The sequence below is a fragment of the Pseudoduganella namucuonensis genome (assembly GCF_900116645.1).
Lineage (GTDB): Bacteria > Pseudomonadota > Gammaproteobacteria > Burkholderiales > Burkholderiaceae_D > Rugamonas > Rugamonas namucuonensis.
This window is the reverse complement of the sequence record NZ_FPBO01000048.1, coordinates 42,226-55,938: the sequence shown is the minus strand read 5'-3', so window position 1 is coordinate 55,938 and position 13,713 is coordinate 42,226. Positions and strand designations below refer to the sequence as shown.

At 64.4% G+C, this 13,713-nt stretch carries 11 protein-coding genes; 3 read left to right on the top strand and 8 right to left on the bottom strand.

The window, feature by feature from the left end; genetic code table 11:
* Window positions 1-175 precede the first annotated feature (175 nt).
* The 8 genes from BM436_RS36600 to BM436_RS32160 form a co-directional block, all read right to left on the bottom strand.
* Window positions 176-391 (bottom strand): hypothetical protein, encoded by a 216-nt coding sequence (locus tag BM436_RS36600; RefSeq protein WP_143133407.1) that lies wholly within the window; start codon window positions 389-391, stop codon window positions 176-178.
* Window positions 392-490: 99 nt separating this feature from the next.
* Complete coding sequence (locus tag BM436_RS32190) at window positions 491-835, bottom strand: low molecular weight protein tyrosine phosphatase family protein (protein WP_093560552.1); 345 nt, start codon at window positions 833-835, stop codon at window positions 491-493.
* A gap of 182 nt (window positions 836-1,017) precedes the next feature.
* Window positions 1,018-1,263, bottom strand: a complete 246-nt coding sequence (locus BM436_RS38755; protein WP_177307696.1) for a DUF5071 domain-containing protein — start codon at window positions 1,261-1,263, stop codon at window positions 1,018-1,020.
* Window positions 1,264-2,118: 855 nt separating this feature from the next.
* Window positions 2,119-2,304: a hypothetical protein gene (locus BM436_RS36595; RefSeq protein ID WP_143133406.1), complete on the bottom strand. Its 186-nt coding sequence runs from the start codon at window positions 2,302-2,304 to the stop codon at window positions 2,119-2,121.
* A 61-nt stretch (window positions 2,305-2,365) separates the two neighbouring features.
* Window positions 2,366-2,839, bottom strand: a complete 474-nt coding sequence (locus tag BM436_RS32175; protein WP_143133405.1) for a hypothetical protein — start codon at window positions 2,837-2,839, stop codon at window positions 2,366-2,368.
* A 517-nt stretch (window positions 2,840-3,356) separates the two neighbouring features.
* Window positions 3,357-4,295 carry a transglutaminase family protein gene (locus BM436_RS32170; RefSeq protein WP_093560543.1) on the bottom strand — a complete coding sequence of 313 codons (939 nt, stop codon included), beginning with the start codon at window positions 4,293-4,295 and terminating at the stop codon, window positions 3,357-3,359.
* Entirely contained in the window at window positions 4,292-6,883 is a 2,592-nt protein-coding gene (locus BM436_RS32165) for a circularly permuted type 2 ATP-grasp protein (protein ID WP_093560541.1), read from the bottom strand. The genes BM436_RS32170 and BM436_RS32165 overlap by 4 nt, the downstream gene beginning before the upstream one ends.
* 44 nt (window positions 6,884-6,927) lie before the next feature.
* Complete coding sequence (locus BM436_RS32160; RefSeq protein ID WP_093560539.1) at window positions 6,928-10,266, bottom strand: transglutaminase family protein; 3,339 nt, start codon at window positions 10,264-10,266, stop codon at window positions 6,928-6,930.
* A gap of 138 nt (window positions 10,267-10,404) precedes the next feature.
* On the opposite strand from BM436_RS32160, the gene BM436_RS32155 reads away from it, so the two are divergent.
* The 3 genes from BM436_RS32155 to BM436_RS32145 are packed head-to-tail and all read left to right on the top strand — an operon-like array spanning window position 10,405 to window position 13,701.
* Entirely contained in the window at window positions 10,405-11,817 is a 1,413-nt protein-coding gene (locus BM436_RS32155; protein ID WP_093560537.1) for a circularly permuted type 2 ATP-grasp protein, read from the top strand.
* Between the two features lies 1 nt (window position 11,818).
* The gene (locus BM436_RS32150) at window positions 11,819-12,847 is read left to right on the top strand and encodes an alpha-E domain-containing protein (RefSeq protein WP_093560535.1); all 1,029 of its coding nucleotides are present in this window, start codon (window positions 11,819-11,821) and stop codon (window positions 12,845-12,847) included.
* A 56-nt stretch (window positions 12,848-12,903) separates the two neighbouring features.
* Window positions 12,904-13,701, top strand: a complete 798-nt coding sequence (locus BM436_RS32145; RefSeq protein WP_093560534.1) for a transglutaminase domain-containing protein — start codon at window positions 12,904-12,906, stop codon at window positions 13,699-13,701.
* Window positions 13,702-13,713 lie beyond the last annotated feature (12 nt).

The window sequence follows — 13,713 nt, the reverse complement described above, 5'->3', positions numbered from 1 at the left end:
ACGTTCGACGACAACGAACCAAGCGCGGACTGGACAAATGCCAACGCCTGAAAATTCTCAAATTTGATCTCTGCATCGGACATCATGGCTAACGTGAAAAGTAACTGGCTGCCGGAACGCTCAGCTTGGAGGCAGTCCAGTGACTGCCGGGTTGGGCAAAAAGTGGCGCAAACTCTTAATCAACTAACACCCCGTCTTGCCAGTATTCATAAACCGCGCCTGGAGTCTCGACATAAAAAATAATTCGGTCATTCAGAACTTCCAATTCGATAACGGATGGAGCGGTGCCGCCGACAGAAACCACTTCACACTTAGATCCCGCAGGAAGAGAAAACTCCAAGGCCCACGGCTCTATCACCAGCAACAGTTCGCGCCCAGAAGTGTTCGTCATCTTGATCGAGTCGCAGCTTGCCATTCCTATGCCCAACGTGCGAGTTCACCGGACCGCGCGGGTTTTGCGCGGGTCCGGTGGAATGAAAGGTTGGACAGTTTAGATACCATTGAATGCCCCTGCCGGAAGGAACTTGGGGACCTTGGCTTCGAGAAGCCGAACAAGACCAGGATCCATGTACTCATATTCGTCCGGAATCTCAAGGCACACAATCCGCTTTCCATTCAGCGCCGAGCGGAATTTTTTCTGAATTTTATTCCTGTGCGCACGTTCCATGACGATGATGATGTCTGCCCACTCCAATGCCTCCGAAGTCACAGGATTCTCGGCATCGTGGTTTGTACCGGCAGAACTAACTTCAAGCCCCTTCCACGCCGAAAACACTTGTTCTGCCGTAGGGCTTCTAAGCCTATTCTGACTGCAAATGAAAAGTACCTTTTTCATGTGGTCCAACGTGAGAATTCACCGGACCGCGCGGTTTTCGCGCGGGTCCGGTGGAATGAATTGTTATGCGAATGGGTCATGCCGATCCAATAGTTCTGTAACGATTTGATCGAGCCCTTCAGCTTGTTCGCCTGACGTTGGTGCATCAGCTATGCGTTTGAGTTCCGGCTGAAGTAGTACAATCAATTCCTCGAGTTCGAAACGACGCCACTAACAAGGCTCAATTTCCAGATGTCGTCGCTGGATTCAAGAACCAGACGAATTCCCGGCGCCACAACACAACCAGCGCTTGCCAAGAATGGAGCAAGAACCCGTGCGACTGGCCAATTCAGATCTTGTACCCATTCCAATAGGACCGGGTCGGCAGTATCTCCTGAAGTTACGATGGCTTCAGCAGTACTCATATCGAATTTATCGGTGGGCGTCATCGTATCGGGCATAACGTTTGAAGTAACCGGCGCGCCTTAGCGCGTCCGTGTTGACTGAGATGTTAGGCGCTTGTTGCATGACGCGCCTTTCTAAGGCCGATGACTAAGGCTATGAAGGCAACACATAGCCCCGCAGAAGTGGCCAGCTCTGTGGCTGAGGGCGGAAAGACAAGAATGAAGCCCTTGCCCTTGATTAGAGACGAAAAGCTGGATACGCAGAATGGCATGGCGAAAAGGCGGAAGGTTTGCCAGCGATCTCTTGTGGCTGCCCTCAGACCGCCAACACTAAGAATTAGAGCAATACCGATGACTGCACAGATACCAACAGAATTTAGCCAAATGCTAGGTGACGGATCGAAGTGGTGAAGCACAGTGGTGGCCCACCAGATCAAGTAGCACCAAAGCACGACCCTTCCATTGGGGAGGTTCGACAGGTAGCGAATGGTTGGAGCGACCAGATGCATTCTTTAAGCGCCTACGTGCAAAGTGAGCGACTGGCCGCCCGGAAATTAAAACTTGGACCGCGTAGTTTCCGGCAAGTCCGCTCGAATGCTGGGTTGGCACGGAACCACCGCTGTCCAGAAGTGAACCGAAGCCCGAACGCCAAGGCTATCAAGGCCAGGTGCGGCGCCAAGAGCGAACCGAGACCAGACACGAAATACCGCCACGGTAGAGGAAAGGAGCGGGAGCCGCGAAACTCGCGTGCCTGGGGCAAAACGCCAACGAAACCATTGCTAGAAAGATACCACAGGCCAAGACATTTTCGAAGTCGTAGGGCAAGATTTACCACCGGCGCGCTGCGTGGCTTTATCGCGTAGCGTCCAGCGACCGGAGGGAGCGAGGTTGAGCGTGCTGTTATGCATGTTGGCTTGAAGTACGTTGGCGGGCGCCGGGGAGTCTGTTCGTGACAGCAAGATACACAATCAGCGCCACGGAAAATATGAAAAAGTAGGCACCGTACGTCTGCCCGTATTCGTAAGCTTCTTCGTGCGTAATAGTTGGATTGAAGTTCACCGAAAGCTCGGCAAATAGGTTGTTCATGATGCTCAACGTTCGCGCTCAGCGGGCGGCGTGGCCGTCCGCTGCAGCAACAGGTTGGGCGTCATTGCTGCCAGCCCTCGATCGCAGTCTTCAATAACGCCAGCTCCTGCTCGGGAAACGAATGTTCAGCCCACTTCTCTGCATAGCCCTTAGAACCGTACTTCTGAAGTACTTCGTGGGCAGTCGCGAAAACTGCCTCTGCCAGTAGTCGCGGCATGATTTGGAACTCCAGAAGTACCTTGCCTTCTGTATTCGGCTTGTGCCCCCATAGATCGGGAAACTCAAGAATCCTGACCCGCAAAAGGTTCGCATCGATAGTCTCAGCGACCCAACGGTATTCGCCGGGCTCCTCGTCGAATCCGAAAGATGCGGAGTGAAATCCAGACCCGGCGGCAAGAGCAAAAAGAACGAGGTTGCCCAGCGCGTCAGATAAGTAGGACGCACTGAGTTCAGCACGTTGTTCGCCCACTTCTACAAGGCACGTGGACCATCCTGTTCCTACGAGCTCGTAGGTGATCTTGAGCGGTACTGTCATGACGTCCAACGTGTCGGTTCAGGCGCGCCGAAGGCGTCGGCTGGAACAGTTGGTTGGGCGACGAACATGCTTCGTTACTTCTTTCGTGGCCAGGCGGCCGCGACCAGACCACAGACGGTACCAACGGATATTGCGCGATACCAGTCTACTTCCTGAGCCGCACTCAGAAATCCTGTGTATAAAACAATGCCAACAACACCCCCAACAAAAACTGACAAGGCATGAGGTAGGCGTTTCATTGAAGTTCTCATCTTTAGACCCAAAGTGAGGTAGACGCCCCAACCACCGCCGACTCTCCGGACCAAGTCTGGAGATTCCGCACAGAAGGCTAGCGTCTTTATTTATTATCAAAGAGTTACCTCACTGTAACACACCCGAAATTCAAGACCAACCCCACCTTGCCAACCGCGGATGAGGTACGGAACGTATTGGTCCGCCTCGACGGCAGCGGCATGCGCATCAGGGAACCCATGCGGCCCAGAATCCCAACGCTCCGCGCGAATGGGGGAACCGCCGCTCAGCCCGGCCGCCATCCCTCGCTCACCAACGGTAGCGGCGTGACCGTCACCTGCACGTCGAGATCGTGCTTGCCGCCGCCGAGCACGATGCCGCGCATCGGCGTGACGTCGCTGAAGTCGCGGCCCCAGCCCAGCGTGATGTGTTCGTGCTGCACCAGGCAGTGGTTGGTCGGATCGAAATCCACCCAGCCCAGCGCCGGGCAGAACACCGACACCCAGGCGTGCGAGGCGTCCGCGCCGATCAGGCGCGGCTTGCCCTCGGGCGGGTGCGTCAGGATGTAGCCGCTCACGTAGCGCGCCGGCAGGCCGATGCTGCGCAGGCAACCGATCATCAACTGGGCGAAATCCTGGCAGACGCCGCGCCGGCCGCGCAGCACCTGTTCGAGCGGCGTCGAGATGTCGGTCGCCCTGCCGTCGAATTCAAAATCGTCGAAGATCCGGTGGGTCAACTCCAGCGCCGCGTCGAGTTGCGGCCGGCCCGGCGTATAGCTGGCGCGCGCGTACGCCTCCAGTTCCGGGAAGCTGGTGACGTGCGGCGACGCGTACAGGTAGCGGCAGGCTTCCAGCGTGGCGGCGCTTTTCTCCCGTCCCATCATGTCGCGCACGCCTTCCCATGGCAGCGTCCCGGCGATCTGCGTCAGGCCGGGCCGCGCGCTGAGCGCGACCGTCGACTCGGCGTGCACCAGCAGGCTGTTGTGCGGCACGGTGAGGGCGACGTGCCGGGTGCTGTTGCCGAAGTAGTCGATGCCGTCGCGGCTGTCGTTGACGACCGGGTCCAGCCAGATCTGGTGCGATTCGGTTTGCTGGTGGGCGAACGAGCGCGGCGTCATGTGCAGGTATTGCTGCGACAGGGTGACCATGCTTTGATACCGGTAGCGCGTTTCATGGACCACGCGGTAGCGCGCGCACACGCCGGTGGCCGCTGGTGTGTCGATCATGCGTCGCGGCTCCTTTGCTGGCCATTGTCGGTGTAGCTGAAAAATTGCACGCTGATCTGCTCGGACAGGGCCGCGCTGGCGAGCTGGATGCGGTTCAGCAGGTCGCTCAGCCTGGTATTGCCGTAGTTCAGGTCGGCGCCCGGCCGCAGCGCGATCAATTCCGCTTGCAGCGGCGCGAGCTGGTCCTCGCCGCACGCGCCGTAGCTTTGCGCGATCTTGTGGAGGGCGCCCAGGATGCCGTTGATCTGGAACAGGATCGAGCGCGGGTTGGTGGCGTCGCACAGCAGCAGGTCGAGCACCGGCAGCCATTCGGGCTGGGCCCGGTAGCGCGCGCGGTAGGTGACGATGCTGTCGGACAGTTCGAGCAGCCAGTCCAGGTTGCCGTCCTCGTCCATCGCGAGCGCGCGCTGCAGCACGACGCTCTGGAATTGCAGCCGTTCCAGACGGCGCCCGATCGACATGAAACGCCAGCCGAGGTCGCGCGTCATGCCATCGAGCGCGAAGCCGGCCAGCGTCATCAGCGAGGCGGCGGCGTCGTCGAGGATGGTCATGACCTCCGATTGCGAGGGCCGCTCGCCGGGGATGGCCGGCGGCTGCACCATCCGGTTCAGCGCGCGCCAGTTGTCCACCGAGAAGCGCTCGTGCAGCTGGCCGGCGATGCGGTGCAATTGCTGCTGCTGCCTGGCCAGGCCGGGCACGTCGGGCGAGACCACCGCCAGCAGCAAGGCCGACTCGATCTCGGCATCGGTGAAGATGGCGGCGGGCGTGGGGCCGGCCGGGTTCTGGGTCTGGGTTTGGCCCATCAGGCTTTGAGCCTGGCTCTGGCGCGGCGGCGCCGCCTTTTTCTCCGCCGGAATCAACTGGAACCAGATGCACAGCGCCTCGACGGCCGGCCATTCCGCGCCGCGCTGGTCGAAGCGCACATTGAACAGGATGTTGAGGACCACCCGCAGCAGGCGCCCGATATTGTCGCAGCGTTCGGCGTGGCGCCCGAACCACAGCAGGTTTTCCGCCACGCGGCTGGACAAATTGGTGTCTTCGCGCACCAGGTCCTCGCTGCGGGCGCTGCGCTTTTGCAGGCGGTGCGCGTCCGCCTTGGCGCGCGCCTGGACCCAGGTGTCCTTGCTGGCGCCGCCCATTTGCATCGTCAGCACGCGTGCGTCCGGCCCGGTGGCCACCCGGGTCAGGCCGCCCGGCATCACCACGTAGCCTTGCGGGGTGGCGCAGGCGAACACCCGCAAGCCGATGGCGCGCGGCTGCAGGCCGGCCGCCGGGCCGGCCTTCCACACGGGCGCTTGCGACAGCCGCACCAGTTCCTGGGCGATGTAGTTGTTGGGATTGGCGCGCAGGCTGGCGATCAGGGCGGCGCGCGCGTCGCCGTCCAGGTCCTGGCCGAACACCGCGAATTGCGGCAGCTGGGAAAAACTGGGCTTGATGACCAGCCGGTCCAGCTTGCCGATCACCGCTTCCAGCGCGGCCGCCTCGCCGCACCACCAGGTGGCCACCGACGGCATCTTCAGCGGCTCGCCCAGCAGCCGCCTGGACAGCGCCGGCAGGAAGCCGAGCAGGGCGCCCGATTCGAGCAGGCTGGACCCAAGGCTGTTGGCGACCAGCACGTTGCCGCGCCTGGCGGCCTCGGTCAGCCCCGCCACGCCCAGCATCGAGCTGCGCAGTTCGAGCGGATCGCACGATTCATCGTCGACCCGGCGCATCACCACGTGCACCCGCTGCAGGCCCGACAGGGTCTTCAGGAACACCACGCCGTCGCGCACGGTGAGGTCGCCGCCCTCCACCAGCGGCAAGCCGAGGTGGCGCGCCAGGTAGGCTTGCTCATAGTAACTGGCGGTGCGCGGACCCGGGGTCAGCAGCACGATCAGCGGCATTTCGCCGTCGCGCAGCGGCGCCGGGGTGTCGCCCGTGGCGGCGCACTGGCGCCCCCAGTGCACCAGGCTGTCGCGCATGGTGCGGAAGAATCCGCCCAGCGGCTGCACCTTCAGTTCGCGCAGCAGGTCGGGGAAGGTGGGCGCGATGATGGCGCGGTTCTCCAGCGCGTAGCCGGCGCCCGACGGCGCCTGGGTGCGGTCGGCCATCGCCCACCATCGCCCATCCGGCGCGCGCGCCAGGTCGACCGCGTAGAAATGCAGGGCGATGCCGTCGTGGTGCCGCACGTCGTGGCAGGGGCGCAGGAAACCGGCGTGGCCATGGATCAGCGCCGGCGGCAACAAGCCCTCGCGCAGCATCTCCTGCTTGCCGTAGACGTCGCCGAGTATCTTGTTGAGCAAGGTGGCGCGCTGGATCACCGCCGCCTCGATGCCGCTCCACTCCTCGTGCGGCAGGATCAGCGGCAGCACGTTCAGGTCCCACGGCCGTTGCTTGCCGTCGGCGTCGGCCGTGACGTTGTAGGTCACGCCGTTTTCACGCACCTGGCGCTGCACCATTTCCAGGCGCTGCCGCATCATGTCGGGCGCTTCGTGCTCCAGGTTGGCAAGCATGGCGCGCCAGTGCGCGCGCGGCGCCCTGGCCGCGTCGAGCATTTCATCGAAACCATCCGGTGCGGCGGGATAGTTGGCAAGTAGTTGATTGGCCATGGGCGCGCGGCTGCTTTTACGTTCGTCAGGGACAGAACGATAGTTCAATCTGCCTGCCAGCGCAAATCCAATGTCATCGGGAAACTCGGGTTGCGGTCTTCCTTGAACACCGTCATCGGGCCCGGGGTGTGGCCATGCGGCCAGAAGCGCGCGAAACGGCGCGCCTCGGCGGCGTTGGCGTTGACCGGCGCGCCCACCTCGCTGCGCCCGCCCGGATGCGTCACATGGTAGGTGCAGCCGCCGATCGCGCGCCCGCTCCAGGTGTCGACCAGGTCGAACGTCAGCGGCGCCTGCACCTTGATGCTTGGATGCAGGGCGGACCACGGGCTCCAGGCGCGGAAGCGCACCCCGGCCACGTATTCGCCGGGAACGCCGGTGGGATGCAGCGGCAGCATGCGGCCATTGCAGGCCACCACGTGGCGCCCGTCGGTCAGCCCGCGCACCAGCAGCTGCATGCGTTCGACCGACGAATCGACATAGCGCGCGGTGCCGCCGGCGCCGACTTCCTCGCCCAGCACGTTCCACGGCTCGATCGCCTGGCGCAGCTCCATTTCGACGCCCTCGTAGACCACGGTGCCGAAGCGCGGGAAGCGGAACTCGATGAAGGGCTCGAACCAATGCTCCTCGAACGCGTAGCCGGCGGCGCGCAGGTCCCTGGCGACGTCGCGGATGTCCTGGGCGACGAAGTGCGGCAGCATCCAGCGGTCGTGCAGCGCGGTGCCCCAGTGCACCAGCTTGGCCTGGTAGGGCTGGCGCCAGAAGCGCGCGACCAGGGCGCGCAGCAGCAGCATTTGCAGCAGGCTCATGCGCTCGTGCGGCGGCATCTCGAAGGCGCGGAATTCGACCAGGCCGAGGCGGCCGGTGGGGCCGTCCGGCGAATACAGCTTGTCGATGGAGAACTCGGAGCGGTGCGTGTTGCCGGTCAGGTCCACCAGCATGTTGCGCAGCAGGCGGTCGACCATCCACGGCTTGTCGCCCTCGTGCAGGGTCGGCAGCACCCGGTCCATTTGCTGGAAGGCGATCGCCAGCTCGTACAGGTTGTCGTCGCGCGCCTCGTCCACCCGCGGCGCCTGGCTGGTCGGCCCGATGAAGGTGCCCGAGAACAGGTAGGACAGGGCCGGATGGTTTTGCCAGTAGGTGATCAGGCTCTTCAGCAGGTCCGGACGGCGCAGCATCGGGCTGTCCTCGGCGGTGGCGCCGCCCAGGGTGGCGTGGTTGCCGCCGCCGGTGCCGGTGTGGCGGCCGTCGAGCATGAATTTCTCGGTCCCCAGGCGGGTCAGGCGCGCCTCCTGGTACAGGGTGGACATGTTGTAGACCAGCTCGTTCCAGCTGGCCGCCGGATGGATGTTGACCTCGATGACGCCTGGGTCGGGCGTGACGCTGAGCAGCTTGATGCGCGGGTCGCGCGGCGGCGGATAGCCTTCGATCCACAGCTTCATCTTCAGCTTGGCCGCGGTGCGTTCGACCGCCGTGACCAGCGCCAGGTAATCCTCGATGCGCTTGATCGGCGGCATGAAGATGTGCAGGCGGCCGGCGCGCACCTCGACGCACAGCGCGGTGTGGATCACGTCGCGCGGGGCCGGCTCCTGCGGTTTGAAGCGCTCCGCCGACTTGCTTGCGGCCAGGCCCAGCACGGGCCGTTTTTCCTTTTTCTCTCGATGCTCGGCCGGCAGGGCGCCGCGCGGCGCGAACGGATCGGCGTCGAAGTCGGGATCGCGCTCCTCCGGCAGCACCCATGGCAGCGTGGCCAGCGGCAACCGCAGGCCGATCGGCGAATCGCCCTCCAGCAGGTACAGGTTCTCGCGCCGGATCGGCCAGGCCGAGGTGCGCCAGGTGGTGCCGAGCGTGACGGCCGGGTCGTAGTCCCTGGGCTTGAGCGGCAGCACGTAGCCGGCCACCTCGCCGAGGCCGCGCTCGAGCAGGCGCGCCAGCCGGCGCCGCTCCTCCGGCGCCTTCAGGTCGGCTTGCAGCGGGTCCAGGTTGCGCGGCAGCGCCTGCTCGCGCTGGGCCTGCTGCAGCACGTCCTCGTAGGCCGGGATGGCGCTTTCCGGCGGCAGGCCGAGCGACTTGACCAGTTCGGCGGCGAAGCGGCCGGCCTCCTCGCTCCCGTAGCCGTCGTCGACGTGCTCGTCCGAGAACAGGGTGGCGTCGAGCCACATCGGCTGGCCGTCGATGCGCCAGTAGATGTTCAGCGCCCAGCGCGGCAGCGGCTCGCCCGGATACCACTTGCCTTGGCCGTAATGCAGCATGCCGCCCGGCGCGAAGTGGTTCTTCAGCCGCAGCATCAGGTTGCCCGCCAGCTCGCGCTTCTTGTCGCCATGCGCCAGGGTGTTCCACTCGGCGCCGTCCATGTCGTCGATCGAGACGAAGGTCGGCTCGCCGCCCTGGGTCAGGCGCACGTCCTGGCGCTTCAGGTCGGCGTCCACCTGCTGGCCGAGCCGGTCGATCTTCTGCCAGTCGTCCTCCGAGTAGGGCTTGGTCACCCGCGGGTCCTCGTGGATGCGGGTCACCGTCATTTCGTGGAAGAAGGTGACCTCGGCCTTGTCGGTGTAGCCCGACACCGGCGCCGCCGACGACGGCATCGCCGTGCAGGCGAGCGGGATATGGCCCTCGCTGGCGAGCATGCCCGAGGTCGGGTCCAGCCCGATCCAGCCGGCGCCGGGGATGTAGACCTCGGTCCACGCGTGCAGGTCGGTGAAGTCCTCGGCCGCGCCGCTGGGGCCGTCGAGCGCCTCCTGGTCGGCGCGCAGCTGGATCAGGTAGCCGGACACGAAGCGCGCCGCCAGTCCCATCGCGCGCAGGATCTGCACCAGCAGCCAGCCGCTGTCGCGGCACGAGCCGGAGCGCTTTTGCAGCGTTTCCTCGGGCGTCTGGACGCCGGGCTCCATCCGCAGCAGGTAGGCGATGTCGCCCTGCAGGCGCTGGTTGACGGCCACCAGGAAGTCGTTGGTGTTCAGGGGCCGCGCCAGCAGCTCGCGGCGCGCCGCCGCCACCCATTCGATCAACAGCGGGCCGGGCGGCTCGGCCTGCAAATAGGCGCCCAGTTCCGCCGTCAGTTGCGCCGGGTAGGCGAAGGGGAAGGTCTCGGCGTACTTCTCGACGAAGAAATCGAAGGGATTGATGACCGTCATGTCGGCGACCAGGTCGACCGTGAAGTCGAGCGTGTCCGCCTTTTCCTGGAACACGAAGCGGCCGATGTAATTGCCGTAGGGGTCCTGCTGCCAGTTGATGAAATGGTCGTGCGGCTGCACGCTCAGGGAGTACGACAGGATGGGGGTGCGCGCGTGCGGCGCCGGCCGCAACCGCACTTCATGGGGCGACAGGCTGACCGGACGGTCGTAACGGTAACTGGTCTTGTGATGCAGTGCGATGCGGATAGCCATGCGATGGTGCCTTTCGAAGTGGGCGCGATGGCTTTACCTTAAGCATGATTCATACCTGAAATAAAACTCCGCCGCGTCCCGTTCGCAGGACCCGGCTGGCACGGTTCTTGTTAGTACTTTTGACAACAGGAGGAATCGATGCCCAACTTTTACGACGAAATGTATTCCACCTCGGAAACCGTACGGCCGCACTATCACCAGTTCGCGGATTGGATGGCGCGGCAGCCGTCCGAATTGCTCGACCGGAAAAGGGCCGAGGCCGAACTGATCTTCCAGCGTGTCGGGATCACCTTCGCGGTGTATGGCGACAACGCGGGCAAGGAGCGCGTGATCCCGTTCGACATCATCCCGCGCGTGATCCACGCCGCCGAGTGGGCCCGGCTGCAAGCGGGGCTGGTCCAGCGCGTCGCCGCGCTGAACCGCTTCCTGCACGACGTCTACCACGGCCAGGACATCCTGATGGCGGGGATCATTCCGCGCGAACAAGTGCTGAACAACGCGCAGTACCGGCCGGCCATGCAAGGCGTCGATGTGCCCGCCGCCATCTACGCGCACATCGCCGGGGTGGATATCGTGCGGGCCGGCGAGGGCGAGTTCTACGTGCTCGAAGACAATTTGCGGGTGCCGTCCGGCGTCTCCTACATGCTGGAAAACCGCAAGATGATGATGCGGCTGTTCCCCGAGCTGTTCGTGCGCAACCGGGTGGCGCCGGTCGATCACTATCCCGACCTGTTGCTCGACAATCTGCGCACAGTGGCGCCGCAAGGCATCGACGATCCCACCGTGGTCGTGCTGACGCCCGGCATGCACAACTCGGCCTACTTCGAGCACGCCTTCCTGGCCCAGCAAATGGGCGTGGCGCTGGCGCATGGGCAGGACCTGTACGTGGCCGACGACACCGTCTACATGCGCACCACGCGCGGCCCCAAGCGGGTCGACGTGATCTACCGCCGCATCGACGACGACTATCTCGATCCGCGCGCCTTCCGCGCCGAGTCCACGCTGGGCGTGCCAGGCCTGCTGGACGTGGTGCGGGCCGGCCGGGTGGGCCTGGCGAACGCGATCGGCACCGGCGTGGCCGACGACAAATCGATCTACCCCTTCGTGCCGGACATGATCGAGTTCTACCTGGGCGAGAAGCCCATCCTGAACAACGTGCCGACCTACCAGTGCAGGAGGAAGGAGGACCTCGCCTACACGCTGGCGCACCTGCCCGAGCTGGTGGTCAAGGAGGTGCACGGCGCCGGCGGCTACGGCATGCTGGTCGGGCCGGCCTCGACCAGGGCCGAGATCGAGGCCTTCCGCCTGCGCCTGCTGGCCAATCCGTCCGGCTACATCGCCCAGCCCACGCTGGCCTTGTCGGCCTGCCCGACCTATGTCGAGGCCGGCGTCGCGCCGCGCCATATCGACCTGCGCCCGTTTGTCCTGTCGGGCAAGACGGTGTCGATGGTGCCGGGCGGACTGACGCGGGTCGCGCTGCGGGAGGGTTCGCTGGTGGTCAATTCGTCGCAGGGCGGCGGAACCAAAGACACCTGGATACTGGAGAACTGACATGTTGAGCCGCACCGCAGATCATTTGTTCTGGATGGCCCGCTACACCGAACGGGCGGAGAACACCGCCCGCATGCTCGATGTCCGCGTCCAATACTCGCTGATGCCGCAATCTGCGCTCGCCGCCCAGCAGGGCTGGCGCGCCATGCTGGGCGTATCCGAACTCGAACAGGCGTTCGACGCCAAATACGACGGGCCGACGCAAAAGGAGGTGATCGACTTCATGGTGCGCGATCCGGACAATCCATCGTCGATCGCCGCCTGCCTGACGGCGGCGCGCGAGAACGCGCGCGCCGTGCGCGGGACCCTCACCACCGAAGTGTGGGAAACCGAGAACACCACCTGGCTGGAGCTGCAGCAGCACCTCAAGAGCCGCATGTTCGAACACCACCCCGGCCAGTTCCTCGAATGGGTCAAGCACCGCTCCCACCTGTCGCGCGGGGTCACGCTCGGCACCATGTTCCAGGACGAGGCCTTCAACTTCATCCGCCTCGGCACCTTCCTCGAGCGGGCCGACAACACGGCGCGCATTCTCGACGTGAAGTTCAAGTTCCTGGCCTCCGACGCCATCAAGGCCGGGGTGCAGGGCGAGTTCTACTACCTGGCGGCGCTGTTGCGCTCCGTGTCCGCCTTCGAAACCTACCGCAAGGTCTACCGCGACGCCATCACCCCGGAACGGGTGGCCGCGCTGTTGATCCTGCAGGCGAAAATGCCGCGCTCGCTGGTGGCCTGCATGGCGGTCGTCGTCGCCAATCTGCAGGATATCCGCAACGACCTGTCGCAGGACACCGAGCGCCTGGCCAGCAAGCTGCACGCCACGCTGCGGTTCGCCGTCATCGACGACATCCTGGAAGAGGGCTTGCACGGCTTCCTGACCACCTTCCTCGCCTCGGTCAAGGAACTGGGCAACAGCATCAGCGGCGATTTCCTGCTGCCGGCGGCGCCACTTGCCGTGAGCGACGTGCCGCTGGCGCGCAGGCGTCCGGTGAATTACGCACCAACATATGACGCGCTGCACCACAAGAATTGACGGCGCCGACCAGCGTACCGTAATGGTGCGTCAACCCAATCAGAAAGCGCCCCGCCATGTGGCTACGCACCAGTTGCAACCTGAGGTTCACCGCCGGCGGTCCGACGCCGTTCATCCTGATGCTGCGTCCGCGCAGCGGCGCGCAGCAATGGGTGGCGCGCGAAACGTACATCTTGACGCCCAGCGTGCCGGTGGTTGAATTCACCGACGCCTACGGCAACCTGTGCCAGCGCCTGATCGCGCCGCCCGGCGAGTTTTCTATCCGCACCTCGGCCGATGTGATGACCGCCGACACCCTCGACGTCGCGCCCGGCGCGCCGTTCGACGAGGTGCGCAATCTGCCCGACTCGGTGCTGACCTACCTCCTGCCCAGCCGCTACTGCGAATCCGACCGCTTCGTCGACATGGCCAGGGAGATCGTGGCCGGCGCGGCGCCGGGATACGACCAGGTCGCCTGTATCACCGACTGGATCCGGCGCGAGGTGCGCTTCAATTCGGCGTCGATCCACGACCACATGGCCGCCACCGAGGTCAACCAGCGGCGCGAGGGCGTGTGCCGCGACCTGGCGCACCTGGGCATCGCCCTGTGCCGCGCCTTGAGCATTCCGGCCCGAATGGTGGCGGGCTACCTGCATGGGCTGTCGCCCATGGACATGCACGCCTGGTTCGAGGCGCATGTGGGCGGCCGCTGGTACACCTTCGACGCCACCCAGGACGGCCCGCGCGCCGGGCGCGTGGTGGTCGCGTATGGACACGACGCCGCCAACGTGGCGATTTTCACCCAGTTCGGGCCGGCGTTGACGTCGAACGAAATGCGGGTGGAGGTGGAGCTGCTGGAGGCGGCGCCGGCTTGAGCGGGGCCCCAT